This is a genomic window from Halalkalicoccus tibetensis, from assembly GCF_037996645.1.
Lineage (GTDB): Archaea > Halobacteriota > Halobacteria > Halobacteriales > Halalkalicoccaceae > Halalkalicoccus > Halalkalicoccus tibetensis.
The window spans coordinates 677,912-701,559 of sequence record NZ_JBBMXV010000001.1 but is presented as its reverse complement, the minus strand read 5'-3'; the positions used below and the strand labels follow the sequence as shown (position 1 = coordinate 701,559).

Below are 23,648 nucleotides of genomic sequence, written 5' to 3'. Positions count from 1 at the left end.
CTCGTCGCGGCGGAGCCGTGACGAGAGTTTTTAGTGCGCTCACTGAGCCTAGCTCAGTGGCGCCAGCGGGACCTTCGGTCCCGCCAGACAGGTTTTTGGCCCGCCCCCGAGCGAAGCGAGTGGGGTGGGGTAAAAACGTGCGTTCAGTACTCCTCGTAGGCGAGGTTCATGATCCACTGCGAGAAGGCGTCGCTGTTGGCGTCGATCTCCTCCTCGCCGATGAAGGGTGAGAGCATGTCGCCGGCCATCAGCAGCGAGAAGTCCAGATCGCGGGCCGCGGGGGTGAGCAGGTAGGTGTTGTGGCCGTTGTAGACGGTGTCGTGGCGCTCGATCAGCTCAGACTCCGCGAGTTTGTCGACGATCCGGCTACCCTTTCGCGAGGAGACGTCCAGTTCCTTCCAGAAGTCGCTCTGGTGGATCCCCCCGCTCTGGCGGACGAGTTCGAGGCCGGCGCGTTCGTCCTCCGACAGCTCGGCTTCGAGTTCGGCGGCGCTCATACCCGAACAACGCCGCCCGACGCCTTTAACGTTGACCGTCCGCGACCGGGAGGGTCATGACGGCCCTGTCCGTAGGCCGGTCCATGACTCCCGAGGAGCTCAGGGCCGAGACGCCGGGGTTCGAGAACTGCACCTACCTCAACACGGGCGCGAGCGGGCCCAGTCCCCGACGGATCGTCGAGGCCGCGACCGGCTGTCTCGAGCACCACGAGTACGACTCGCCCGCCGGCGAGGGGATGTACGTCACGGCGAACCGGGTCTACGACGAGGCTCGTGGGGCGGTGGCGGAGCTGTTGGGCACCGACGAGCGGCGAGTGGCGATGACCCAGAGCACGACCGATGGCATCAACCGGATCGCGGGCGCGGTCGACTTCGAGCCCGGCGACGTCGTCGTGCGTACCGATCTCGAACACTCGGCGGGGATCCTGCCATGGCAACGGCTGGCCGACGTCAACGACCTCGAGGTCAGGGTACTCGAGACCCACGAGGGGCGGATCGATCCCGACGAATACGCCGAGGCGGTCGCGGACGCGCGGCTGGTCTGTTTCAGCGCACTCACCTGGACCCACGGGACGCGACTCCCGGTAGAGAAGCTGGTCGAGATCGCCCACGACGCCGGCGCGCGGGTGCTGGTCGACGCGGTGCAGATGCCGGGGCAGACCGAGCTCGACGTCGAGGAGTGGGGCGCGGACGCGGTCGCCGCGGCGGGCCACAAGTGGCTGCTCGGGACGTGGGGTGCCGGTTTCCTCGCCGTCTCGCCCGAGTTCCTCGCGGAGATCGAACCCCGCTCGATAGGGTATCGCAGCGTCGCCGAACCCGACGCCGAGTCCTACGCCTTCCACGAAGGGGCCCGCCGGCTCGAGGTCGGCACGACCAACCCCGCGCCGTACGCCGCGCTCGCCGAAGCCATCGAAACGATGGAGCAGGTGGGCTACGACACCATCGAGTCCCGAATCGCCGAGCTGACCGATCGGCTCAAGGAGGGGCTCGGCGAGGAGCGCCTGCTGAGCCCCCGCAAGTACGAGAGCGGGCTGGTGACGTTTACGGACGAGAGCCCTGAGAAGACCGTCGAACGACTCGCGGAGCAGGGAATACAGGTTCGAACGCTTCCTGACCCGAAGGCGATCCGGGCGTCGGTCCACGCGATCAACACAGAATCCGATATCGACGCCCTACTCGAGGGGCTCTGAGCGCTCCGCGAGGAGCTCGCGGACGGCCCCGCGGTCGACCGTGCCCGAGGCGGTGCGGGGCAGTTCGTCGGCGAACGCGATCGTCTTCGGGCGCTTGTAGTCCGCGAGCCGGCCCTCGAGGAACTCCCGGAGGGCGGGCTCCGCGACGTCGCCGACGACCAGCGCACAGACCCGCTCGCCCCATTCGGGGTCGGACAGGCCGACGACGGCGCAGTCCTCGACCCCCGAACGGTCGCGGAGGACGCGGGCGATCTCGGCGGGATGGACGTTCTCGCCGCCGGTGATGATCGCGTCGTCGACGCGCCCGATGACACGAACCGAGCCGTCCCCCTCGACGACCCCGAGGTCGCCCGTCCGGAAGCCGTAGGGCCCGAAGACCCGATCATTGGTTTCCGGGTCGTCGTAGTACCCTTCCATTACTGTGGGCCCCGAGACGACGAGCTCGCCGGGTTCGCCGGGTCCGAGGGGCTCGTCCCCGTCGACCGCCCGGACGCGGGTGAACGCGAGCGGGTGGCCGGCACGCTCGGGCTCGGCGTACGCTTCCTCGGGCCGGGCGGTCGCGACCTGCGAGGCCGTCTCGGTCATGCCGTAGGTGGGGTGGATCGGGACCCCGCGCTCCCCACAGCGCGCGATCAGCTCCGGCGGGGTCGGCGCGCCCCCCGTGAGGACGAACCGCAGCGAGTCGGGGGGATCGCCCGCGTCGAGCAGCCGGTCGAGCATCGTCGGGACCACGGAGACGCCCGTGGCGTCGTGTTCGTGGAGGTCGTCGAGCGCCCGCCCCGCGTCAAAGCCGCTTCCTCCGGGAAGGACGACGCGGGTGCCGGAGAGCGCCGAACGGACGATCGGCGCGAGCCCGCCCATGTGGTAGCCCGCGAGCGGGTCGTACCAGCGGTCGTCGGGCAGGACACCCAGCCGGAACGCGGAGGCGACGGCGCTCGAGAGCAGGTTCCGGCCCGTGAGGACGACCGCCTTCGGCTCGCCAGTCGTCCCTGAGGTGAAGAGCATGGCGCGAGGGGAGTCGATCGGCGGGTCCTCGGCGCCGAACTCGGCGACCGGCTCCTCGGCGAGCGCCGGAAGCGGTTCGACCGGGGCGTCAGCGACCGCCCGCGCGCGCTCTGCATACCCTTCCTCGGCGAGGATCGCCGTCGCGTCGACCCTCCGGACCTGCTCGCGGAGCTCCGCCTCGGGCAGCCGGGTGTTGAACGGGACCAACACCGCCCCGACCCGCCACGCCGTGTGGACGATGCGTACGAACTCGGGGGAGGTGTCGGCGAGCACGCCCAGTTGATCGCCCGGTTGGAGTCCGAGCGACCACAGCCGACCGGCGGTCCGTCCCACCACCCGGTCGAGTTCGGCGTACGTCCACTCCTCGTCGGTCCCGGCGTCGACCAGTGCCGTGGCATGGGGGACGGCGTGGCGCTGGTAGCTGACGGGATCACGCATCATCCCCACCCCCGTTCTCGCTCCAGGGTCCGTCAGTTCCCAGTCCCGGCCCCTGCGGGACCTCGATCCGACCATCAGTAACGGGCGCGGGATCGGGCGCGAGGTCCCCGGCGAGCAGGTCGGCGGTCGCAAGCCCGCAGGCGTGGTCGGGATCGAGCGCCGCGGCGGCGTGGATCGCTGCCGTTCGGGCGACGACGGCGTCGATGGTGGTCGTCACGACGACGCTGTCGAGTCGCCGCCCCAGTTCGACCGCCCGATCGACCCCGCCCAGCGCCATCGGCTTCAGGACGAAGACGTCGGCCGCGTCGGCCAGTCCCTCGATCTCCTCGGCCCTGCGCCCGGCCAGCGACTCGTCGAGCGCGATCGGCATAGAGGAGGTGAGTTCGCGGTGGCCCGCGACGTCGTCGGCCGGAAGCGGCTGCTCGACGTACTCGATGTCGAACTCGGCGAGCGAATTGAGGGCGTGTTCGGCTTCCTCCCGGTTCCACCCCCCGTTGGCGTCGAGCCGGAGCGCGGGCCCGTTCCCGATCGCCCCGCGGACCGCGCGGACGCGCTCGACGTCCTCCTCGACCGGGCGCGCGCCGACCTTGCATTTGACCGTCCCGAACCCCTCTGCGATCGCCTTCCGGGCAGCGTCGGCGGTCTTCTCGACCGAGCCGTCGCCGACGGTGGCGTTGACGGGCACCGATTCGACCGGGCCCTTTGACCCCCCGCCCGCGCCCAGGTGCTGAGCGAGCGAGCGTCCGGCATCGCGAGCGTCCCGGTCGGCGAGCGCGAGCGAGAGGCCGTGGCGTGCTGCGGGGCGGTCGTCGAGGTCCGCGAGCGCGGACGAGGGGTCGGACTTGCCGACGTCCGCGAGGGCCTCCCGGCACTCCTCGAACGACTCGGTCCAGCCGGGAAGCGGCATCGCCTCGCCAACGCCGTCGCCGATCCCGACGGCCACGCCCCGCCGCTCGCGGATCTCGCCGGCCGCCGTCGAGAGCGGCGTTTCGAGGGACAGGGAGAACTCCTCGACCCTCATCCCATCACCAGCCCGATCGCGAACAGCGCGGCGAAGGCCGCGATCAGTTTGCCGTTGCGTTCGAGCGCCGGGTTGAGCGCCTCGCCCGAGGTCCGGGTGAGCAGCGTCCGAACCAGCAGCGCCGCGTAGGGGAGGGTCAGATAGGGGAGCAGGACCGGGAGGCCGAAGCCCGACGCGAGGAACCACAGTGGGGTGAGATACGCCAGCGCGAACAGGCTGACGAACTCGGCCCTGCTGAACCGGTAGCCGAGCATGACCGCGAGGGTCCGCTTGCCCGCCTCGCGGTCGGTCTCGAGGTCCCGGACGTTGTTGATCACGAGGATCGTGGTGGCGAGGGCGGCGACCGGGAGGCTCGCGACGGCCGCCTCGAGGGTGACCGTGCCGGGCGGGATCCAGAGGGGGAACGGCTCGGCGAGGACCGCGGCGGCCTGGACGTAGTAGGTCCCCGTCACCGCGACCAGCCCGAAGAAGACGAAGACGAAGAGGTCGCCCAGCCCGCGGTAGCCGAAGGGGTAGGGGCCGCCGGTGTAGGCGATCCCGCTTGCGACGCTCGCGAGGCCGATGGCGAGGATCGGGACCCCGCCGACGTAGACCAGATAGGAGCCCACGAGGATCGCGAGCGCGAACGTGAGCGCCATCGCGCGCTTGACCTCCTCGGGGGCGATCAGCCCCGACTGCGTCACTCGAGTAAAGCCCTCGCGGTCGTCGGTGTCGGCGCCCTTGATCGCGTCGTAGTAGTCGTTCGCGAAGTTCGTCCCGATCTGGATCAGCGCCGCGCCCACGAACGCCGCGAGCGCGGGCAGGAGGGCGAAGACGCCGTCCTCGAGCGCGAGGCCCACCCCCACCAGGATCGGCGCCGCGGCCACCGGGAGCGTCTGCGGGCGTGCGGCCATCAGCCACGCTTTCCGTCGGGAGACGTCGACCGTGCTCATTCGTCCCCAGTTGCCGGTGGCGGCGCATAGCGCCTGTGGTTCGATCTGACGGTGGAAAGTTACTTGTTGTTTGGGAACACATCACATGTATGCGATACACGCTCTCGGAGGCCCGTTCGTCGCCGGTGGCGTTGGCGGTGTTCCTGCTGGGGCTGGCGACGTTCCTGGTCTCGGTCGCGTTTTCGGGCGGCTCGTGGGGTGCTCCCGTGGGATCGCCCGGCTGGCTGCTCGGAGTCGGGTTCGCCGTCGTCGCCGTGGCGGTGGGCGTTCGCTCGTGGCTGCGAACGGAGTAACCACGCGACCCGAGCCGGTGAGTGATACCGAGGCACATAGATCTAACTCCTGTCCCGTCGTTCGCCCGGTATGGCCCGCGTACCCTACGTCGAAAGCGAGGACGTCCCCGAACAGCATCGAGACCTGCTCGTCTCGTCGCTGCAGGACCGCCCGCTGCACGTGTATCGGGCGCTCGGCAACAACCCCGCGGTGCTCGCCGGGCTGCGTGGCTTCCTCTCCTCGCTCTGGAGCGACAGCGGCCTCACCGATCGGCGCCGGGAGCTCGTGATCCTCGCGGTGACCCGGGAGATCGGAAACGAGTACGAGTTCCATCAGCACGTCAACATCGCACGGGACGTCGGGATCGACGACGAAACGATCGCCGCGGTCTCGGGCGGGAAGTTCGACGAGTTCGACGGCGAGGAGGCGGCCCTGCTTCGATACGCGGTCGCGGTCGTCCGCGGCGAGGTCGACGATCGAGAGCACGAGGCCATCGCGGAGCACTACGACGAGTCGGCGGTGGTCGGGATCGCGGCGCTCGCGGAGGGATACGCCGGCCTCGGCGGGATCATCGACGCGCTGGGCGTCGAACTGGAGGGGGAGTTCGTCGGCTGGAAGCCGGGAGAAGGGGGCGGCGAGGACGGCGAGTAGCTACAGGAGGAGGTCCACGACGCCGGCCGCGGCGGCGACCAGCGCGGCATGGTAGATCAGCGTCGAGCTCAGCGCGTAGACGAGCACGCCCCGGAGGTGATAGGAGGCGATCCCCGCCGGGATCAGGGCGAGCCCGCCCAGATAGGGGATCATGTTCGTGACGAAGATCGCCGGGCCGCCATACCGGTCGAACAGCTCCTCCGATCGGCGCAGGCGTGCCTCCGAGAGCCGGATCCGGGGGGCCGACCGGAGGAACGATACCCCGTTCCTGCGGGCGCCGTAGTAGACCAGCAGCTGCCCGGCCGCGTAGCCGACGGTGCTGACGACGACGATCGCGACGAGCCCCGCCCCCGAGGGCGAGACCGCGAAGACGTAGCCCGGCAGGAACAGCGAGGTCGGCAGGAACTTCCCGACGAGCGCCCCCTTGAGGAGGAAGAAGACGAACAGCGCCGGGAGGCCGACGACCACCAGCAGCGAGAAGGCGGCGTCGACGACGGGATCGAGCATGCGGTTCGGGCCGTTCTTCGTTTCCCGACGGCATAAGCCGATCCGTCGTCGTTCGCTGCCTCAGTAGTGCCAGGGGTAGTCGTCGAAGTCGGGGTCGCGCTTCTCGAGGAAGGCGTCCCTGCCTTCCTGGGCCTCGTCGGTCATGTAGCCCAATCGGGTGGCCTCGCCGGCGAACACCTGCTGGCCGACCATCCCGTCGTCGACCGCGTTGAACCCGAACTTCAGCATGCGGATCGCGGTCGGGCTCTTCGAGGTGATCGCCTCGGCCCACTCGAGGGCCGTCTCCTCCAGCTCCTCGTGGGCGACCGCCTCGTTCGCCATCCCCATCTCCACCGCTTCCTCGGCGGAGTAGGTCTTCCCGAGGAAGAAGACCTCCCTGGCCTTCTTCTGGCCGACCTGTCGGGCGAGATAGGCCGACCCGAACCCCGCGTCGAAGCTCGCGACGTCGGGGTCGGTCTGGAGGAACTTCGCGTGCTCCTCGCTCGCCAGCGTCATGTCACAGATCACGTGGAGGGAATGGCCGCCCCCGACCGCCCAACCCGGCACGACGGCGACGACCGGTTTGGGCATGAAGCGGATGAGCCGCTGGACCTCGAGGATGTGGAGTCGTCCGGCTTTGGCCTCGCGGACGTCGTCGGAGTCGTCCGCGTCGGCTTCGTCGTCGCCGCGGTACTCGTAGCCCGAACCGCCCCGCACGGACTGGTCGCCGCCCGAACAGAACGCCCAGCCGCCGTCCTTCGGCGAGGGGCCGTTGCCGGTCAGCAGCACGCAGCCGACGTCGGTCTGCTTTCGTGCGTGGTCCAGCGCGCGATACAGCTCGTCGACGGTGCCGGGCCGGAAGGCGTTACGCACCGCGGGGCGGTCGAAGGCGATCCGAACCGCGCCGGTCTCGCGCGCGCGGTGATAGGTGACGTCGTCGAAGTCGTGATCGATCGCCTCCCAGCGATCGGGGTCGAAGAGGTCGGAAACCATACGCGCCAGTACGTAACCGGCCGACAAAAGCTTCGTTCATCCGAGACGCTCGTTGACCCGCTCGTGGACCGCCTCGCGCCGTCGATGGCTCGCCTCGCTGTCCGTGACGACCTCGATCACCTGCGTGCCCGGGCTCGAGAGCGAGGCCGCATACGCGTCCTCGAACTCCGAGAGGGAATCCGTCCGGACGAACTCGAAGCCGTAGAGGTCGGCCGTCGGCGCGAAGTCGAGGCCATGCGGGGTTTTGAACTGGCCGGTAAAGGGCGGATCGAACCCCTCGATCGGGAGCATGTGGAAGATGCCGCCGCCGTCGTTGTTGAGCAGGACGATCGTGGCGTCGACCCCACATCGGGAAAGCGCGAGCAGGCCGTTGGTGTCGTGGTAGTAGGCGAGGTCGCCCGTGACCAGAACGAGCGAGTCGTTGGTGGCGCTCCCGGCACCCAGCGCGCTGCTCGTGATCCCGTCGATCCCGCTGGCGCCGCGGTTGCCGAGGACGGTGAGGGCCGCATCGCGGGGCCGCGCGAAGCGGTCGGCGTCGCGGATCGGCATCGAGTTCGAGACGAACAGCGTCGCGGGGTCGGGCGCGTCCCGGAAGACGCGTTCGAGGACCGCGCCCTCGAAGAGCTCGTCGCCCTCCGCGTCGATCAGCCCCCAGTACTCCCTCTCGGCGCGCTCGAATCGCTCTCGCCAGTCGTCGTTCGCCGCGGAGGGATCGATCTCCGCGGCGAGTGCCCGGGCGAGTTCGGTCCCGTCGGCGGCGACGAGGTCCGTCGCCGTGAACGTCGCCTCGCGCCACTCGCCGGCGGGGTCGACGATGAACTGGCGGGCGTCGGTGTCCCGCAGGTACTCCCGGAGCGTTTTGGAGGTCGGCGAGGCGCCGAACCGCAACACGAGGTCGGGGTCGGGGGGCTCGACGGCGGGGAGCCAGGAGTCGTAGCCGCCGACGACGGGCCCCTCACCGGGACCGAAGCGGACCCCCGAGAGCGGGTCGGCGAGGACCGGAAACCCCGTCTTTCGGCCGAGCTCGCGGATCGCCTCGCCGCCAAGTCGGTCGGCGGGCCCGGCGACGATCAGTCCGCGCTCGGCGTTCCGGATCGCCTCAAGGAGCCGGCGGCGGTCGGCCGCCGGGAGGGTCGGTCGGCCCCGTGAGACCGAGACGAACGGGCCCTCCCGGCCCTCGGCAGCGAGGGGAGCGCGCTCGGCGAGGTCCGCGGGCACGTCGTCCTCGACCTCGGTGGGTTCGAGCGGCTTGGCGAACGGCGCGTTCAGGTGGACCGGACCTGCGGGCGTTCCCGTGGTCTCCGAGAGGGCTCGACAGACGGTCGTCCGGAGCGAGCGGAGCCGCCTGTCCTCGGGTGCGGGCTCGGGGAGCTCGCGGTAGCTCCGGACCGCGTCGCCGTAGAGCTTCGTCTGGTCGATCGTCTGGTTCGCGCCCGAATCGCGCAGTTCCGCGGGGCGGTCGGCGGTCAGAAGCAGCATCGGGACCCGCGACTGGGAGGCCTCGATCACGGCGGGGTGAAAGTTCGCGGCGGCCGTCCCGGAGGTGCAGACCAGCGGCGTCGGCTCGCCCGTGCGCTTCGCGCGCCCGAGCGCGTAGAAGGCCGCCGAGCGCTCGTCGAGGTGGGAGTGCACGGTGATCGAGTCGTGGTCGGCGAAGGCGACCGTCAGCGGGGTCGAGCGGCTTCCCGGCGCGATACAGGCGTCGGTGACGCCCGCTTTGACGAGTTCGTCGACGATGGCCCGTCCCCAGAGGGTCGCGCGGTTGGGCGCACTCATTCGCCCGCGAGCGCGTCGAGGATCGGCCGGTATTTGAGCTGGACCTCCTCCCACTCCTCGCCGGGGTCCGAGTCGGCGACGATCCCGTTGCCGGCGAAGAGGGTGACGCCGTCGTCGCTCGCGACGCCCGAGCGGATCGCGACCGCGAACTCGCCGTCGCCGGCGGCGTCGAACCAGCCGACGGGCGCGGCGTACCAGCCCCGATCGAACGCCTCGGTCTCGCGGATGGTCTCCCACGCCGCGTCGGGCGGGAGGCCCCCGACCGCCGGGGTGGGGTGGAGCGCCTCGACGATCGAGAGCACGTGCTCCGCGTCGGCCAATTCCGCGCGGATCGGCGTCCAGAGGTGCTGGATCGTCGCGAGCTTCCTGACGGCCTGGTCGCCGACCCGGACCTCGCCCAGCGGCTCGAGCTGCTCGCGGATCGTGTCGACGACCACCCCCTGTTCGTGCTGGAGCTTCTCGCTGCCGGTCAACGACGCCATCAGCTCGTGATCCGTCTCGGGGCTCTCGCCGCGGGCGACCGAGCCCGCGAGCGCCTCCGTCTCGACCTCGCGGCCCGAAAGCGAGACCAGCCGCTCGGGGGGCGCGCCGAAGAAGCTCGCTGCCCCCGTGGGTTCGAGCAGGAACCGATAACAGTCGGGATACGTCCTCCGGAGGCGCTCGAGCACGTCGGGGACCTCGATCGGCGTTTCGAGGGTGGCCTCGAGCGCCTGGGCGAGCACGACCTTCCGCAGGTCGCCCGCGTCGATCCGGTCGGTCGCCGCTCGGACCTGTCGGGTCCACTCCTCGCGGGAGGTGGTCAGCCGGGTCGCGGCGACGCCGGGGACCCCGCCGCTCGGCCGCATCGCCGGGTGATCGGCGAGCTCCGTCCGGACGGTCTCGAGCTCCTCGCCGACGGTCATGGGGTCGGCGTCGTCGCCGTACCGCGAGACCGTGAGCCAGGTCGTCTCGTCGGTACGGGTCAGCTGGACCCGCGGGACGACGAACTCGGCGGCGGGAAAGCCCTCCCAGGGCGGGGACGGGTCGTGATCGGCGTCGAAGGCGAACCCGCCGAACGCCCGCGGGCGGGCGGCCTCGGGGCCCTCGACGTCGGGCGTGGAGAAGAGCCGGTCGGCGTCCTCGCGAAGGCTCGCGAATCGGCCGGGTCCCCCGGCGCGGAGCCGGGCGGCCGCACCGCCGCCGGCGACCTCGAGCCCGTCGGGGGCGGCCCAGTGGACCCGCGGCGGATCGCGCCCCGAGAGGAACGATCGATAGGAGAGGTCCGCCAGCTCACAGGACCGGCTCACCAGGGTAGCGCCCTCGGCCTCGGGGGCGGTTGCCGCCGGGCCGTCGCGGCGCGGGACGGTCATTACCCGTCCTCGGGGTTCTGTCCCCTTCAGCGTACCTATCCGGGGAGGAGACACCACGTTTCCGGTGAAACACACCGGGTTTCCGGTGAATCTCAGACCTCGTCGACGAGGACGTCCCGGACCACGTCGGGGTCCTCGAGCAGCCGGTGTCTGGTATAGCTGCCCTCGGCGCTGCCGCCGCTGTGGCGCGACTGCTCGATGATGTCGAGGAAGGCATGTTCCTTCAGCAGGTCGCGGACCCGGCGCAGGGAGAGGGACTCGGCGCCGTCCTGTCGGCAGACCTCCTCGTAGAGGTCGTAGATCGCCGTGGTTCGGAAGCCGTCGGTGCCGGGCTCGTTGAGCGAGAGCACCGTCAGCGCGTGGAGGACGTACCGCGAGTGGGGCGTCGAGCCCCGGATGAGCTCGCGAAAGCGGTCGGTCTCGGCGCGCTTTCTCGCGTCGGTGACGAACCCCTCCTGGACGCGCTCGGCGCCGGTCGACTGGGCGATCTCGCCCGCGTAGCGCAGGATGTCGATGGCCTTGCGCGCGTCGCCGTGTTCGCGCGCGGCGAGGGCGGCGGCGCGCGGGATCACCCCGCCGTCGAGCACGCCCTCGCGGAAGGCGTCGCGGCGGGCCTCCATGATCTCGCCGAGCTGGGAGGCGTCGTAGGGCGGGAAGACGAACTCCCGTTCACAGAGGCTCGACTTGACGCGCTCGTCCATCCGGTCCTTGTAGCGGATCTTGTTGCTGATCCCGACGACGCCGATCTTGCAGTCGGTGAGCTTGCCCGCCTCGCCCGCCCGCGAGAGCTGCATGAGGATCGCGTCGTCGGCGAGCTTGTCGATCTCGTCGAGGATGATGAGCACGACGTCGTAGCTCTCGTCGAGGATTCGCCAGAGCCGTTTGTAGTAGGTTGCGGTGCTGATCCCCTTGTCGGGGACGTTGACGTCGGTCTCGGGGCCGTTGAAGCTGCTCGCGATCGTCTGGACGGCCTGGGTCTCGGTGGTGTCCTGGGCGCAGTCGACGTAGGCGAAGGCGGCGGTGACGCCCTCGCCCCCCGCGGCGTCGACGAGCCGCTGGGAGACGTGCTTCGCACAGAGCGACTTGCCGGTGCCGGTCTTCCCGTAGATGAGGATGTTGCTCGGGCTCTGCCCGAAGATCGCGGGGTTGACCGCGTTCGCCAGCAGCTTGATCTCCTCGTCGCGCCCGACGATCCGCCCCTCGTCGGGCAGGTGGTTGATCTCCAGCAGCTCCTTGTTGACGAAGATGGGGTCATCGCGAATGAACAGCTCGTCCGTCTCGACCATACACCACACCACGTTTCCGGTGAAATAGCGCTTGCGTTTCGGCCGGCGCACACACACCGGGTTTCCGGTGAAACGGGGTGAAGAGCGGGGTGAAGTCCACATGAAACGGGGGTTGCCGCCGTGAACGCTACTCGGCCTGACCGGGGAACGACGATGGGTGGACGCGTCGACGCCGCGCGACGGGGCTTCGTGAAGGGGCTCCAAGGCTCAGAGAAAGAGCACCGTCGAACCCGAGTACTTGACGTCATCGACGACTCATAGCACCCAGAACCCGACGGTTCCGATGGACAGTCCGAACCCCAGGACGATCACCGACCGTTCCTTTCTCCCGTTCGACGAATCAGCTACTGGACTATGACGCAAACCTAGTATATATATCTACATATCGAAGGACGTCCCGTTCGTCGGCAGGTGGCGAACCCCCTCCCGCCCGTGGGCGTTTTTCACCGGAAACCCGGTGTGTGTGCGCGGTCGACCCACGGGCCGGGGGCTGTCCGGTCACGACACCGTCGGGACGTGGCGATCCGATCGGGAACCGAACCGATACGAGTCGGCTCGGGACGTGGCCCGGATCGAAGGCTCAGCTGTATCGCTCCTCGTTCCACGGGTCGGCCGTGTTCGAGTAGCCGCGTTTCTCCCAGAAACCGCGCTCGGGCTCGGTCAGGAACTCGATCCCGTCGACCCATTTGGCGCCCTTGTAGGCGTACTTGTGGGGCGTCACGACGCGGAGCGGGCCGCCGTGTTCGGGGGCGAGCGACTCGCCGTCGAACTCCCAGGTGAACAGCACCTCCTCGCGGGTGCAGTCCGCGAGCGGGAGGTTCGTCGTGTAGCCGTCGAGCGCGGAGAACATGACGTGGACCGCCTCGTCACGGACCCCGGCGCGCTCGGCGAGCTCGGGGAACGGGACGCCGGTGAACTCGCAGTCGAACTTGCTCCAGCCCGTGACACAGTGGAAGTCCTGGCGCTGGGTCGTCCGCGGGAGGTCGGTGAACTCCTCCCACGAGAACGACAGCTCCTCCTCGACGGCCCCGGTGACGGTGAACTCCCAGTCCTCGCGGTTCCAGTCGGGGACCGACCCCTTCGAAAGCACCGGGAACTTCGAGGTCTCGCGCTGTCCCGGCGGCAGCCGTTCGTCGCCGAACTCCCGATAGAGGTCGGTCACGTCGGTCGTACTCATGTCCGAACGGAGGTCGCGAAGCCACCTATGGCTGACGACCGTCCCTCACGAACGGAAAACTAATGTTCCGCATTCGGAACCGATCGTTTCCGGTTCCGATATGAATCCTGCCGTCAGAGTTAAATACGGCTCCGTCGAAGCCCCGTCTGTTCCGATGCCGAAAGTAGAAATCACCGTCCCGGAGCACCTCGAGATGCAGATCGCACAGATGGTCGACCAGGGCGAATTCGCGACCCGCGAGGAGGCCATCGAGGACCTGCTCTCAGCGGGGTTGAAAGCCTACAAGACGAGCGGATCGCAATCACAGATGGACGAGGAACCCGGACTCGAGGAGGACGGGATGATGGGTCACGACGACGAGTACGTCTTCTGATCCCGACCGCCGATGGAACGCGAGAGAAACAGCCCGTGGCACCGACTGACGCGGGAAATTCTTAACATCCGGACCCCCATACCGTAGGTACGATGCACAAAGACGAGCTCCTCGAACTGCACGACCAAATGGTCACCATCATGGAGTACTTCAAGCGCCAGGACGGCGTCGACGAGGACCTCTTCGCCCCGTACGACCAGCTCGACGTCGATCCGTCGCACGTCCACAAGTCCAAAAGCGAGCACAAACACGCCGTGTTCGTCCTCGGCAACGCGCTCGCCAACGCGATGAGCAACGACGAGTTCTCCAGCGCGGGACGGATCGGGAAGCGAATGGAGGAGCTCGCGGACGACGCCGAGCGGAAGATCTGACTCCTCGGAACGGACCATCTGAAACGACAGACCTCCCGAATAACAGGCTTCCCGAATACGCACCTGCGGGCGCGGTGATACCGAGCGACGTAATGATCTCGCACGAATGATATCTCTATCGACGACGAACGGCCCGATTCGCGAGCCCGACGGTCCCTGAAGCGTTCCCCGATCCTGGGCCCGAAGCGATGAGACCGACAGACCCGGAGCTGTCGAGTTCGTTCGGAGGACGGATAGTAACCGTTTCTCGGTGCAGCGGCTACCACTGTCTACCCGCGATCCACGCCGGAGCGATCCACGCCGGAGCGATCCACGCGAGCGTTGAGGCCGTTAGTTCTCGACTTCCGCGACGCCGTCGATCTTCATCCCTTCGAGCGTGCCGATCGTCTCGTCGAGCTTGCCGTCGAGCTCGGAGACGAACTCCTCGGTGCGCTCGGTCGTGATCGCACCCTGGCTGGAGGGCTCGATGAGGTTCTCCTCCTCGAGGACGCGAAGCGAGTAGCGGACCTTGTGATGCGGGTAGCCCGTCTCGTTCGACATCTTCACGATCCCGATGGGTTCGTTCTCGATGACCATCTTCAGGACCTGCAGATGTCGTTCCAACATATCGACTTCCTTCTCAAGCCGGTCTATCATGGCATTTGTTAACTTGTCGTTCGTCCCTTTAAAAGTTGCTGTCGGGGCGCCGTTCCCAAAGCCCGTCCAAACTGTTGTCATGGGGCTGATTAACACTTGCGATCGGCGCCGTTCGGACCGTAATCGGTATGGGGGTCGGTCTGAAACCTCACCTCGTTATGACCGTAACGATCGTGGGCGCGCAGCTGGGCGACGAGGGCAAGGGCGGTGTCGTCGATATCTACGGCGAGGAGGTCGACGTCGTCGCCCGCTACCAGGGCGGCGACAACGCCGGCCACACCGTCGTCCACGGCGGCGAGGAGTACAAGCTCTCGCTCGTCCCGAGCGGCGCGATCCGCGGGAAGGTCGGCGTGCTCGGCAACGGCTGCGTGGTCAACCCCGAGACGCTGTTCGAGGAGATCGACGGTCTCCGCGAGCGCGGGCTCGAACCCGACGTCCGGGTCGCCGAACGCGCCCACGTCATCCTGCCCTACCACAAGGTGCTCGACGGGATCGAGGAGTCGGCGAAGGAGGACTCCGACCTCGACGCCGGCACCACGGGTCGGGGGATCGGCCCGACCTACGAGGACAAGATCGGCCGCCGGGGGATTCGGATCGGCGACCTGCTCGATCCCGACTCCCTCAGGACGAAACTCGAGTACGTCGTCCCCCAGAAGCGCGCGCTCGCCGAGGACGTCTTCGGCGCGACGACCGACGAAGCCTTCGATATCGGCAGCCTCTACGAGCAGTTCCGCCGCTACGGCGAGCGCCTCGCCGAGGAGGAGATGACCGTCAATGCCGGCGAGTTCCTCACCGACCGGATCGAGAGCGGCGAGAACGTCATGTTCGAGGGCGCACAGGGCACCTCGATCGACATCGACCACGGCGACTACCCGTTCGTCACGTCCTCGAACCCCACCGCAGGGTATGCCGCGACCGGCACCGGCGTCGGCCCGACGGTGGTGGGCCGCGGCGAGGTCATCGGGATCGTGAAGGCGTATCTCACCCGCGTCGGCACCGGCGAACTTCCCACGGAACTGGGTTCGGTCGAGGGCCAGACCCCCGAGGACGGCGGCCGGCCCGAGCAGGCGGAGCTCGCGACCACCATCCGCGACGAGGGCGGCGAGTACGGCACCGTTACCGGCCGCCCGCGCCGTGTCGGCTGGCTCGACATGCCGATGCTTCGCCACGCGGCCCGCGTCAGCGGCTTCACCGGCCTCGCGATCAACCACGTCGACGTCCTCGCGGGCCTCGATGAGGTCGAGGTCGGCCACTCCTACGAGCTCGAGGGCGAGGAACTCATGGCGATGCCCTCGACCAGCCGGAACTGGTCGCGCTGTGGGGTGAACTTCCGGACGTTCGACGGCTGGGAGGACCCCGACTGGGAGGCCGTCGCCGCGGAGGGCTACGACGCCATCCCCGAGAACGCGCGGACCTACCTCGAGTACGTCAGCGCGGAGCTCGACACGCCCATCTACGCCGTCGGCGTCGGCCCCGGTCGTGAGCAGACCGTGATCGTCGAGTCGCCGTTTGCCTAACGATACATACAGTTATCACGATAGCTGGAGAACCATTTGCGCATGGAGGGATCGGATTCCCGGGAGGTCGACCAGAAACTCGAACGGTTGGCGGGGGAGATCGATTCCGGACGCGAGTACGACCAGCGGGCAGAGGAGTTCCTCGAACTCGAAGCGACGCTACAGGGAGTCGACGGAACGGAGGGGCCCCCGAGCGAGACGCAGACGACCGGGATGGTGATGGCCGCCCGGCGGGTTTCGGTCGTGGATGTCCCCGACGGATATCCCGAGGCGATCGAAACGCCGGCGGCGCTGGCGCTCGACGTCCGACTCGACTCCGGGCGTGAAACGACAGTATACGCCGAGTGGCCCGAGGTGTTCACCGTCGAAACGCCGCTCGCCCGACTGCTCGCGAGACTCGATCTCTCGCCCGACTCCTTCGCCGACCTCAACGGCGCGGAGGTTCCCGTCGAGCGTGCCGGCGGCCGGTACGTTCTAGATATCCCCGCGTCGAACTCGACGGACCGTTCACACAGGTGGGTGTACGCGATCGCCGCCTGTCTCGTGATGTGGGGGGTCGTCTGGTTGGCAAACCCCAGCGGCGGGCTCATCCTTCTGGCGTGGACGCTGCTGCCCGTCGTGACCTACTTCGATCTGATGTACGTCCGCGAGGCGAGCGACTGGAGTCCGCGACGATATCTCTGGCCGCTTCTCATGGCGATCTGGGTCGTCAACGTTCCCGCCGCGTTGGTCTACCTCTACAAGAGAGTGCGCGCCCTCGGTCCGTTCTGGCGTTGATCCCTCACCTAGTGTCGTTCCCAAGCCGCCAGAGCGCCCGATACAGCGTCCAGCAGCCCACGTCGTGCTCGTCGGCGACTCCCCGGCAGGCCTCGAGGAACCGGCGGTACTCCTCGACCGACGGCTTACCGGGATACGGTTCGTTCAGCTCGTCGGCCTCCCGAAGCACCGTCCAGGTCCGCTCGTCGACGACCACGTATCGGTCGGGATCGATGAACTGGAGGAAGGCGCTCGCGACGCACGTATCGACGCCCGACAGCTCGGTCAGCCGTCCGACCCGCTCGTCGAGCGTCCCGGCGTTCGCGGCGTCGATCACGGCCTCCCGCGTCGCGCTTCGCTCGTTGTCGGCGAAACGTTTCTCGCCCGCGCGCTGGCGGTCCTGCGGGTAGGCACCGAGGTAGCGTCGGTAGTACCACTGGACGACCCATTCGGCGTCCCGCCAGCCGAACTCCCCCTCGGTGAACGCTTCCGGGAGGGTCTCGATCGCCTCCCCTTCGACCGGATACAGCGGCTCCTCCTCGATGTACTCCTCGGCCCTCTCGACGACGAGCGACCGGGTGAGCGCGATCGTCACTGCTCTTCGGCGCCTGCTGGGCCCGTTCGGCGGTGTCTGGTACCCGTCATCGTTCAGTCACGCGGAGGGATTAAGTGGATGGTAACCCTTTTCGTGGTTAATGGTGATAAACCACACGGTGATCCACGATGGCGACTGAGGAGCAGGACCCGGTCAAGACGATCTGTCCGTACTGCGGCGTGGGCTGTGGGATCCAGGTGAAACCGGGCGAGGAGCCCGGCGACATGCGCTTCATGCCGTGGGGCGAGGCGCCGGTCAACGAGGGCAAGATCTGCATCAAGGGCGGTGCGGCGACGCAGGTCGTCGACCACGAGGACCGCCTCACCGATCCGCTGATCAAGGAAAACGGCGAGTTCCGCGAGGCCACCTGGGAGGAGGCCTACGGAAGGATCGTCGATGAGCTCGAACGGATCCGCGAGGAGTACGGCCCCGACGCGATGGGGTTCTACGGCTCCTCGAAGACGATGAACGAGGAGAACTACCTCCTCCAGAAGCTCGCGCGGCGGTACGGTACGAACAACATCGACAACTGCACGCGGATGTGCCACGCCTCGACGGTGTGGGCGCTGCGGACCAGCCTCGGCGCGGGCGCGATGACCAACAGCATGGAGGACCTGCGCGAGGAGGCCGACGTCTTCTGGATCCACGGCGCGAACCCGGGCGAGCAGCACCCGATCGCCAACAGCGTCTACTTCCGACAGGCGGTGCTCGACGGCGCGACGGTCATCCAGGCCGACCCCCACGCCAACAAGACGACGCGGTCGTTCAAGATAAGCGAGACCGACCGCCACATGCATCTGCAGGTCGAGCCCGGCACGGACATCCCGCTCTTGAACGCCGTCATCAAGACGATCCTCGAGAAGCACGAGGAGAGTCCGGAAGAAGGGTGGATCGACGAGGAGTTCATCGAGGAGCGCACCGAGGGGTTCGAGCACCTGAAAGAGACCCTCGAAGGGTTCGACAAGGAGGCCGCCGCCGAGGAGTGTGGCGTCCCGCTCGAGGACATCGAGCTCGCCGCCGAGAAGTACGCGAGCGCCGGCAACGCCGCCATCTTCACCGGGATGGGGATGAGCCAGCACGCCTGCGGCGTCGACAACGTCCAGAACGAGATCAACCTCGCGCTGATCACGGGCAACCTCGGCAAGCCCGGCACCGGCGTCAACCCGCTTCGGGGCCAGAACAACGTTCAGGGGACCTGTGACGTCGGCGCGATGCCGAACGTCCTGCCCGGATACCAGCTCGTCGACGACGACGAGGCCCGACAGTCGGTCGAGGAGGTCTGGGGCTTCGACGTGCCCCCGGAGCCGGGGCTGACGAACGTCGAGATCTCCCACGAGTTCGGCGAGTCGGTCAAGGGGCTGTACGTCATGGGCGAGAACCCCGTGATGAGCGAGCCCGACGCCAACGACGTCGCCGAACGCATCCAGGAACTGGAGTTTATCGTGGCCCAGGACATCTTCATGACCGAAACCGCCAAATACGCCGACGTGGTGCTGCCTGCGACGACGTGGGCCGAGCGCGGCGGCACGGTCACGAACACCGACCGACGGGTTCAGCGGATGCGTCCCGTGCAGAAGGTCCACGAGAACACGAAACACGACCTCGAGATCGTCTCCGAGATCGGTACCCGACTGTTCGACGAGGGCTTCGACTTCGAGGACCCCGAGGAGGTGTTCGAGGAGCTTCGAGAGGTCTGTCCGAGCTACCACGGGATGACATACGAAGCGCTCGGCGAGGAGGGGATCCAGTGGCCCTGTTACGAGGAGGGCGACGCGGGCGACCAATACCTCTACGAGGAGAGCTTCGATACCGAGAACGGACTGGGCCACATCGAGGGCGTCAACCACACGCCCCCGGCCGAAACGCCCGACGAGGAGTACCCGCTGATCCTCACCACGGCCCGGCTGGAGGAACATTACAACACGGGGACGATGAGCCGGCGCTCGCCGACGCTGAACCGCCAGACGCCGGAGAACTTCGTCGACGTCCACCCCAACGACGCCGAGCGCTACGGGATCGAGGACGGCGAGGAGGTGACGATCCGCTCGCGGCGCGGCGAGATCACCGTCGAGGCCCAGGTCACCGAGGACATCAAGGAGGGGTCGATCTGGACGACGCCCCACTTCGCGGCGGCCTCGGCCAACCGGCTCACGAACGACGTGCTCGACGAGCGCGCGAAGATCCCGGAGTACAAGGCCGCCGCCGCGGAGATCGAGGTCGGCATCGAGCCCGCGGGCGACGCCCCGGCGGACGACTGATCGGGTCTCAGGGATCGAGGGACCCCGAACGGACCACCCCACCTCGTCCCCCTACGGGGACGCGACCCCCGACAGCTATGTCCCTCGCGGGTCGGCTATCGGTATGAACGTCTATCGCACCCGGGAGGGACTGCGCCACGCGTTCCGTGACGTGCTGAACTTCTACCATCCCGACTGCATCGACACCCGTTTCGGCGGGTACGTCACCCAGTTCGACGAGCGCGACGGCTACGTCTACGACGCCCGATCGAAACACCTCGTCGCGACCGCCCGCGCGATCAACAACTTCTCGCTGGGTGTCCTCGCCGACGGCCCCGAGTGGTGTCGCACGGCCGCCGAACACGGCCTGCGATTCCTCTCGACCGCACACTGGGACCCCGAGAACGAGGGCTATGACTGGCTGCTGGAGGGACGGGAACCGACCGACAGAACACGGTTCTGTTACGGCCACGCGTTCGCGCTGCTCGCGGGCGCGCGGGCCCACCAGGCGGGGATTCCAGGGGGACGCGACGAAATCGACCGCGCGTTCTCGGTCCTCGAGGAGCGCTTCTTCGAGCCCGAACACGGGCTCTACGCCGACCGGGCGTCGTCCGACTGGATGGATCTCTCGCCCTACCGGGGCGCGAACGCGAACATGCACACCCTCGAGGCGCTGCTCGCCGCGGGCGAGGCCACCGGGGAGGGTCGCTTCCTCGATCGAGCCTATACGATCGCCGAGCGCTTCACCCGCGAGCTCGCCGCGGAGACCGACGGCCTGCTCTGGGAGCACTACACCGACACCTGGCAGCACGACCTCTCGCACAACGAGGACGAGCCCGACCACCAGTTCCGGCCGCCGGGCTATCAGCCCGGCCATCACGCCGAGTGGGCGAAGCTGCTCTGCCTGCTCGCCGAGCACCGCGAGGAGGCGTGGCTTCTCACGCGCGCAAGTGAACTGTTCGACGCCGCGGTGGAGCTCGGCTGGGACGAGGAGTACGGCGGGCTCTACTACACGGTCGAGGAGTCGGGCGAGCCGATCGTCGACGAGAAGTACGGCTGGGCACAGGCCGAGGCGATCGGCGCGAGCGCGCTGTTGGCCCGGCACGACCCCACGTATCTCGAGTGGTACGACCGGCTCTGGAGCTATTCGACGGAGCGCCTGATCGACCCGCGGCACGGCAACTGGTACGAGCGACTCACCCGCGAGGGCGAGCTGCCGGAGCCGGATCACGGCCCCGAGGTCGAGCCGGGCTACCACCCGATCACGAACTGCTGGCTCGCGATGGAGGTCCTCGAGGACGATCCAATGGCCCTGGGCGCAGACGGGTAGGCGGGTCGGCCGCGACACGCTTTTGCCCGGTCCGACGGTTGTTCACGTATGACGGAACCGATACCGGTGACGGTCGTCAGCGGCTCGTTGGGCGCCGGGAAGACGACGCTGGTGAACCACGTCCTCACGAACCGCGAGGGCTACGAGGTGGCGGTGATCGTCAACGACATGGGCGAGGTGAACGTCGACGCGGACTTGATCGCCCGGGAGGGAACCGACGAGGAGGGGATCGTCGACCTCTCGAACGGCTGTATCTGCTGTGAGCTACGCGAGGACCTGCTGACCGAGGCCGAGCGGCTGGCGGACTCCCGGGAGTTCGACTATCTCCTCGTGGAGTCCTCGGGGGTCAGCGAGCCGATCCCCGTCGCCCGGACCTTCACCGAGGGCGAGGGGGACGGTGCGGACTCTCCAGGATTTCGCCTCGACACCACGGTGTCGGTGATCGACGCCGCGGAGTTCGAGCGGGCGTTCGACGCGGGCGAGATCCCCGAGGCGGACGAGGAGTCCGACCGCCCGCTGACCGAGCTGCTGATCGACCAGATCGAGTTCTGTGACGTGCTTCTCCTGAACAAGACCGACCTCGTCGAGGAGGGGAAGCTCGACGAGATCGAGGCCGTGATCGAGCGCCTCCAGCCGCGCGCGGAGATAGTCCAGACCAACCACTCGGGGATCGATCCCGGACGGGTGCTCGGAACGGGGCGGTTCGACCTGCAGGAGGCCCAGCGCCACGTCGGCTGGAAGCGCGAGCTCGCGGGCGGGCACGACCACGACCACAGCCCCGCCGAGACGCTGGGCGTCGAGTCGTTCGTCTATCGCGAGAACCGCCCGTTTCACCCCGAACGTCTCGACGAGGCGTTCGAGACCCTCACAGAAATCGTCCGGGCGAAGGGGATCTTCCAACTCGCCGGGCGCGACGACGTGATGGGGTTCAACCTCGCCGGGGAGTCAGTCAAGGCCGGGCCGATCGGCGAGTGGCATCCCGAGGACGAACGCCGGACCGAGCTGGTCTTCATCGGGACGGAGCTCGACGAGGCGGGGATCCGGGAAACCCTCGACGGGGCGTTGCTGACCGGCGAGGAGCGCGAGGCGGGGCTGGCGGGCGTCTCGGACCCGTTTCCGCCCTAGTCGTCGGCGTCGAACTGCTCGCGCAGTTCGTCCCAGGACTCGTGAAAGCCGTAGTTCTCCGCCCGCTTTCGGCTACCCTGGTAGGTGGCGTCGTACTGGAGGAGCTGATCCCACCCGTCGTGGGCGTTGTAGGCGCAGTACTTGCACATACCCGCCATAGCTCGTCCGCGAGTATAACGGTTGTCGCGGCCGGCGACAGAGGGAGGTGATGGCGGCGCCAAACGATACCATGGACGAACCGAACCGGCCGTCGATCGACGCGAGCGAGGACTCCCTCGTCGGCCGGTGCGAACGCTGTTCGTGGTCGATCACCGCCGACTCACATTCGGCGATCGTCGAGGCCTATCAGGACCACCTGCGCGAGCGCCATCCCGAGGCGTGGCTGCGCGGGTAGCGTCGAAAAAACGTGAGTCAGTCGTCGCCGCGATCGCTACGCCGACCGACTTAGGGCTCGAGCAGGACCTTCGTGACGCCCTCCTCGCGGTTGTCGAACGCCTCGTACATCTCGGGGGCCTCGTCGAGACCGACGCGATGGGAGACGATCCAGCTCGGGTCCGCGCGGCCCTCGATGATCAGGTCGCGCAGGTAGCGGTTGTACTGCTTGACGTTGGCCTGGCCGGTGCCACACTTCAGGCCCTTCTCGAAGAACTTCCCGAAGTCGATCCCCAACCTGCCCTGTGCGGCCATCTCGTCGGGCGCGCCGGGATCCGAGGGGACGTAGAGTCCGGGGATGCCGAGCTCGCCGGTCGGGCGCACCACCTGAATCAGCTGGTTGAGCACGATCGCGGGGTTCTCGCGGGCCGGGTCGTAGGCGTCGTCCGAGGGGTCGGTCTCGGGGTCGATCGCCTGATAGCCGACGGCGTCGATGCCCTTGTCGACCTCGTCGCCGTGTTCCTCGATGATCTGCTCGACGGGGTCGCCCTCCTCGAAGTTGATCGGGATCGCGTCGCAGTTCTCCTCGACGGCGTCGAGCCGGCTCGGCACGCGATCGACGATGTAGATCTCCGCCGCGCCCTTGATGTGGGCGCTGTAGGCCGCCATCGCGCCGACGGGGCCGGCCCCGAAGATCGCGACAGACTCGCCGGGCTGGAGGTTCGCCAGTTCGGTCCCGTGCCAACCCGTCGGGAAGATGTCGGCCAGCAGCGAGAACGAGTCCTCGTGCTCGTCGCCCTCCGGGAGCTTCAGCGCGTTGAAGTCCGCGTAGGGGACGCGGAGCCGTTCGGCCTGCCCACCTTTGTAGGGCCCCATTGCAACGTAGCCGTAGGCCCCGCCCGCGAAGCCGGGATTGACGTTCGTACAGAAGCCCGTGTAGCCTTCCTCGCAGTTCTTACAGAACCCACAGGCGACGTTGAACGGCAGGACGATCCGGTCTCCCTTCTCCAGCGTGCTTACGCCCTCGCCGACCTCGTCGACGATCCCCATGTTCTCGTGGCCGAAGACGATCCCCGGCTCGGCGTCGGTCCGTCCCTCGTACATGTGGAGGTCCGACCCACAGATACAGGTCGTCGTGATGTCGATCACCACGTCGTTGGGGTGCTCGATCTCGGGCTCGTCGACCTCCTCCACCGCCACCTCGTGCGGTCCTTGATAGACCACGGCATCCATTGACATTGTTTTAGTCCCGTCCGTATGAT

General features: G+C 68.1%; 25 protein-coding genes. 11 read left to right on the top strand and 14 right to left on the bottom strand.

Annotated features, from left to right (window positions below; genetic code table 11):
• Positions 1-143 precede the first annotated feature (143 nt).
• Positions 144-497 (bottom strand): helix-turn-helix transcriptional regulator, encoded by a 354-nt coding sequence (locus WOA58_RS03905; RefSeq protein WP_340602850.1) that lies wholly within the window; start codon positions 495-497, stop codon positions 144-146.
• Positions 498-580: 83 nt separating this feature from the next.
• Here WOA58_RS03905 and WOA58_RS03900 point away from each other — a divergent pair, with 83 nt between their 5' ends.
• Entirely contained in the window at positions 581-1,687 is a 1,107-nt protein-coding gene (locus WOA58_RS03900) for an aminotransferase class V-fold PLP-dependent enzyme (protein WP_340602849.1), read from the top strand.
• On the opposite strand, the gene WOA58_RS03895 is transcribed toward WOA58_RS03900, so the two are convergent.
• From WOA58_RS03895 to WOA58_RS03885, 3 genes are read right to left on the bottom strand one after another with little or no spacing between them, the layout of a single operon-like run.
• The gene (locus WOA58_RS03895) at positions 1,670-3,130 is read right to left on the bottom strand and encodes a class I adenylate-forming enzyme family protein (protein WP_340602848.1); all 1,461 of its coding nucleotides are present in this window, start codon (positions 3,128-3,130) and stop codon (positions 1,670-1,672) included. The two genes, WOA58_RS03900 and WOA58_RS03895, sit on opposite strands and share 18 nt — an antisense overlap.
• A complete protein-coding gene (locus WOA58_RS03890) occupies positions 3,123-4,151 on the bottom strand; it encodes a mandelate racemase/muconate lactonizing enzyme family protein (protein ID WP_340602847.1) in 1,029 nt (342 codons plus the stop codon). Before WOA58_RS03890 ends, WOA58_RS03895 begins: the two co-directional genes overlap by 8 nt.
• Complete coding sequence (locus tag WOA58_RS03885; RefSeq protein ID WP_340602846.1) at positions 4,148-5,083, bottom strand: 1,4-dihydroxy-2-naphthoate polyprenyltransferase; 936 nt, start codon at positions 5,081-5,083, stop codon at positions 4,148-4,150. Before WOA58_RS03885 ends, WOA58_RS03890 begins: the two co-directional genes overlap by 4 nt.
• An 89-nt stretch (positions 5,084-5,172) precedes the next feature.
• Between WOA58_RS03885 and WOA58_RS03880 the strand changes: the two genes are divergently transcribed.
• On the top strand, positions 5,173-5,376 hold the full coding sequence (locus WOA58_RS03880; protein ID WP_340602845.1) for a hypothetical protein: 204 nt from the start codon (positions 5,173-5,175) through the stop codon (positions 5,374-5,376).
• Between the two features lie 70 nt (positions 5,377-5,446).
• A complete protein-coding gene (locus WOA58_RS03875; RefSeq protein WP_340602844.1) occupies positions 5,447-6,007 on the top strand; it encodes a carboxymuconolactone decarboxylase family protein in 561 nt (186 codons plus the stop codon).
• On the opposite strand, the gene WOA58_RS03870 is transcribed toward WOA58_RS03875, so the two are convergent.
• From WOA58_RS03870 to WOA58_RS03845, 6 genes are all read right to left on the bottom strand, one after another.
• Positions 6,008-6,514 (bottom strand): DedA family protein, encoded by a 507-nt coding sequence (locus WOA58_RS03870; protein ID WP_340602843.1) that lies wholly within the window; start codon positions 6,512-6,514, stop codon positions 6,008-6,010.
• A gap of 60 nt (positions 6,515-6,574) precedes the next feature.
• A complete protein-coding gene (locus tag WOA58_RS03865) occupies positions 6,575-7,486 on the bottom strand; it encodes a 1,4-dihydroxy-2-naphthoyl-CoA synthase (RefSeq protein WP_340602842.1) in 912 nt (303 codons plus the stop codon).
• Positions 7,487-7,522: 36 nt separating this feature from the next.
• A complete protein-coding gene (gene menD / locus WOA58_RS03860; RefSeq protein WP_340602841.1) occupies positions 7,523-9,262 on the bottom strand; it encodes a 2-succinyl-5-enolpyruvyl-6-hydroxy-3-cyclohexene-1-carboxylic-acid synthase in 1,740 nt (579 codons plus the stop codon).
• The gene (locus WOA58_RS03855) at positions 9,259-10,611 is read right to left on the bottom strand and encodes an isochorismate synthase (RefSeq protein ID WP_340602840.1); all 1,353 of its coding nucleotides are present in this window, start codon (positions 10,609-10,611) and stop codon (positions 9,259-9,261) included. Before WOA58_RS03855 ends, menD begins: the two co-directional genes overlap by 4 nt.
• Positions 10,612-10,703: 92 nt before the next feature.
• A complete protein-coding gene (locus WOA58_RS03850; RefSeq protein ID WP_340602839.1) occupies positions 10,704-11,897 on the bottom strand; it encodes a Cdc6/Cdc18 family protein in 1,194 nt (397 codons plus the stop codon).
• A 580-nt stretch (positions 11,898-12,477) separates the two neighbouring features.
• Positions 12,478-13,074, bottom strand: coding sequence for a sulfite oxidase-like oxidoreductase (locus WOA58_RS03845; RefSeq protein ID WP_340602838.1), 597 nt, complete (start codon positions 13,072-13,074; stop codon positions 12,478-12,480).
• Between the two features lie 154 nt (positions 13,075-13,228).
• On the opposite strand from WOA58_RS03845, the gene WOA58_RS03840 reads away from it, so the two are divergent.
• Both WOA58_RS03840 and WOA58_RS03835 read left to right on the top strand, forming a co-directional pair.
• Positions 13,229-13,447, top strand: a complete 219-nt coding sequence (locus WOA58_RS03840) for a ribbon-helix-helix domain-containing protein (protein ID WP_340602837.1) — start codon at positions 13,229-13,231, stop codon at positions 13,445-13,447.
• A 92-nt stretch (positions 13,448-13,539) separates the two neighbouring features.
• Entirely contained in the window at positions 13,540-13,818 is a 279-nt protein-coding gene (locus tag WOA58_RS03835; RefSeq protein ID WP_340602836.1) for a UPF0058 family protein, read from the top strand.
• Positions 13,819-14,148: 330 nt separating this feature from the next.
• Here WOA58_RS03835 and WOA58_RS03830 read toward each other — a convergent pair whose 3' ends face one another.
• Entirely contained in the window at positions 14,149-14,454 is a 306-nt protein-coding gene (locus tag WOA58_RS03830; RefSeq protein WP_340602835.1) for a hypothetical protein, read from the bottom strand.
• Between the two features lie 158 nt (positions 14,455-14,612).
• Here WOA58_RS03830 and WOA58_RS03825 point away from each other — a divergent pair, with 158 nt between their 5' ends.
• Entirely contained in the window at positions 14,613-15,971 is a 1,359-nt protein-coding gene (locus WOA58_RS03825) for an adenylosuccinate synthase (RefSeq protein WP_340602834.1), read from the top strand.
• A gap of 42 nt (positions 15,972-16,013) precedes the next feature.
• Positions 16,014-16,748, top strand: coding sequence for a hypothetical protein (locus WOA58_RS03820; RefSeq protein WP_340602833.1), 735 nt, complete (start codon positions 16,014-16,016; stop codon positions 16,746-16,748).
• Between the two features lie 4 nt (positions 16,749-16,752).
• On the opposite strand, the gene WOA58_RS03815 is transcribed toward WOA58_RS03820, so the two are convergent.
• On the bottom strand, positions 16,753-17,322 hold the full coding sequence (locus WOA58_RS03815; RefSeq protein WP_340602832.1) for a hypothetical protein: 570 nt from the start codon (positions 17,320-17,322) through the stop codon (positions 16,753-16,755).
• 128 nt (positions 17,323-17,450) lie between these two features.
• Between WOA58_RS03815 and fdhF the strand changes: the two genes are divergently transcribed.
• The 3 genes from fdhF to WOA58_RS03800 all read left to right on the top strand — a co-directional run bounded on the left by fdhF (position 17,451) and on the right by WOA58_RS03800 (position 22,014).
• On the top strand, positions 17,451-19,580 hold the full coding sequence (gene fdhF / locus WOA58_RS03810) for a formate dehydrogenase subunit alpha (protein ID WP_340602831.1): 2,130 nt from the start codon (positions 17,451-17,453) through the stop codon (positions 19,578-19,580).
• A gap of 103 nt (positions 19,581-19,683) precedes the next feature.
• Entirely contained in the window at positions 19,684-20,889 is a 1,206-nt protein-coding gene (locus WOA58_RS03805) for an AGE family epimerase/isomerase (RefSeq protein WP_340602830.1), read from the top strand.
• A 48-nt stretch (positions 20,890-20,937) separates the two neighbouring features.
• Positions 20,938-22,014: a CobW family GTP-binding protein gene (locus WOA58_RS03800; RefSeq protein WP_340602829.1), complete on the top strand. Its 1,077-nt coding sequence runs from the start codon at positions 20,938-20,940 to the stop codon at positions 22,012-22,014.
• Here WOA58_RS03800 and WOA58_RS03795 read toward each other — a convergent pair.
• Positions 22,011-22,163, bottom strand: a complete 153-nt coding sequence (locus tag WOA58_RS03795) for a hypothetical protein (protein WP_340602828.1) — start codon at positions 22,161-22,163, stop codon at positions 22,011-22,013. The two genes, WOA58_RS03800 and WOA58_RS03795, sit on opposite strands and share 4 nt — an antisense overlap.
• 59 nt (positions 22,164-22,222) lie before the next feature.
• On the opposite strand from WOA58_RS03795, the gene WOA58_RS03790 reads away from it, so the two are divergent.
• Positions 22,223-22,408 (top strand): hypothetical protein, encoded by a 186-nt coding sequence (locus WOA58_RS03790; RefSeq protein WP_340602827.1) that lies wholly within the window; start codon positions 22,223-22,225, stop codon positions 22,406-22,408.
• Positions 22,409-22,458: 50 nt separating this feature from the next.
• Here the strand turns inward: WOA58_RS03790 and WOA58_RS03785 are convergent, their stop codons facing one another.
• Complete coding sequence (locus WOA58_RS03785) at positions 22,459-23,619, bottom strand: glutathione-independent formaldehyde dehydrogenase (protein WP_340603119.1); 1,161 nt, start codon at positions 23,617-23,619, stop codon at positions 22,459-22,461.
• Positions 23,620-23,648: the final 29 nt, after the last annotated feature.

What these genes read in the sequence shown, in the direction of transcription:
- WOA58_RS03905 (WP_340602850.1), bottom strand. Translation starts at nt 497, where the DNA reads ATGAGCGCCGCCGAACTCGAAGCCGAGCTGTCGGAGGACGAACGCGCC.
- WOA58_RS03900 (WP_340602849.1), top strand. Translation starts at nt 581, where the DNA reads ATGACTCCCGAGGAGCTCAGGGCCGAGACGCCGGGGTTCGAGAACTGC.
- WOA58_RS03895 (WP_340602848.1), bottom strand. Translation starts at nt 3,130, where the DNA reads ATGCGTGATCCCGTCAGCTACCAGCGCCACGCCGTCCCCCATGCCACG.
- WOA58_RS03890 (WP_340602847.1), bottom strand. Translation starts at nt 4,151, where the DNA reads ATGAGGGTCGAGGAGTTCTCCCTGTCCCTCGAAACGCCGCTCTCGACG.
- WOA58_RS03885 (WP_340602846.1), bottom strand. Translation starts at nt 5,083, where the DNA reads ATGAGCACGGTCGACGTCTCCCGACGGAAAGCGTGGCTGATGGCCGCA.
- WOA58_RS03880 (WP_340602845.1), top strand. Translation starts at nt 5,173, where the DNA reads ATGCGATACACGCTCTCGGAGGCCCGTTCGTCGCCGGTGGCGTTGGCG.
- WOA58_RS03875 (WP_340602844.1), top strand. Translation starts at nt 5,447, where the DNA reads ATGGCCCGCGTACCCTACGTCGAAAGCGAGGACGTCCCCGAACAGCAT.
- WOA58_RS03870 (WP_340602843.1), bottom strand. Translation starts at nt 6,514, where the DNA reads ATGCTCGATCCCGTCGTCGACGCCGCCTTCTCGCTGCTGGTGGTCGTC.
- WOA58_RS03865 (WP_340602842.1), bottom strand. Translation starts at nt 7,486, where the DNA reads ATGGTTTCCGACCTCTTCGACCCCGATCGCTGGGAGGCGATCGATCAC.
- menD (WP_340602841.1), bottom strand. Translation starts at nt 9,262, where the DNA reads ATGAGTGCGCCCAACCGCGCGACCCTCTGGGGACGGGCCATCGTCGAC.
- WOA58_RS03855 (WP_340602840.1), bottom strand. Translation starts at nt 10,611, where the DNA reads ATGACCGTCCCGCGCCGCGACGGCCCGGCGGCAACCGCCCCCGAGGCC.
- WOA58_RS03850 (WP_340602839.1), bottom strand. Translation starts at nt 11,897, where the DNA reads ATGGTCGAGACGGACGAGCTGTTCATTCGCGATGACCCCATCTTCGTC.
- WOA58_RS03845 (WP_340602838.1), bottom strand. Translation starts at nt 13,074, where the DNA reads ATGAGTACGACCGACGTGACCGACCTCTATCGGGAGTTCGGCGACGAA.
- WOA58_RS03840 (WP_340602837.1), top strand. Translation starts at nt 13,229, where the DNA reads ATGCCGAAAGTAGAAATCACCGTCCCGGAGCACCTCGAGATGCAGATC.
- WOA58_RS03835 (WP_340602836.1), top strand. Translation starts at nt 13,540, where the DNA reads ATGCACAAAGACGAGCTCCTCGAACTGCACGACCAAATGGTCACCATC.
- WOA58_RS03830 (WP_340602835.1), bottom strand. Translation starts at nt 14,454, where the DNA reads ATGATAGACCGGCTTGAGAAGGAAGTCGATATGTTGGAACGACATCTG.
- WOA58_RS03825 (WP_340602834.1), top strand. Translation starts at nt 14,613, where the DNA reads ATGACCGTAACGATCGTGGGCGCGCAGCTGGGCGACGAGGGCAAGGGC.
- WOA58_RS03820 (WP_340602833.1), top strand. Translation starts at nt 16,014, where the DNA reads ATGGAGGGATCGGATTCCCGGGAGGTCGACCAGAAACTCGAACGGTTG.
- fdhF (WP_340602831.1), top strand. Translation starts at nt 17,451, where the DNA reads ATGGCGACTGAGGAGCAGGACCCGGTCAAGACGATCTGTCCGTACTGC.
- WOA58_RS03805 (WP_340602830.1), top strand. Translation starts at nt 19,684, where the DNA reads ATGAACGTCTATCGCACCCGGGAGGGACTGCGCCACGCGTTCCGTGAC.
- WOA58_RS03800 (WP_340602829.1), top strand. Translation starts at nt 20,938, where the DNA reads ATGACGGAACCGATACCGGTGACGGTCGTCAGCGGCTCGTTGGGCGCC.
- WOA58_RS03795 (WP_340602828.1), bottom strand. Translation starts at nt 22,163, where the DNA reads ATGTGCAAGTACTGCGCCTACAACGCCCACGACGGGTGGGATCAGCTC.
- WOA58_RS03790 (WP_340602827.1), top strand. Translation starts at nt 22,223, where the DNA reads ATGGCGGCGCCAAACGATACCATGGACGAACCGAACCGGCCGTCGATC.
- WOA58_RS03785 (WP_340603119.1), bottom strand. Translation starts at nt 23,619, where the DNA reads ATGGATGCCGTGGTCTATCAAGGACCGCACGAGGTGGCGGTGGAGGAG.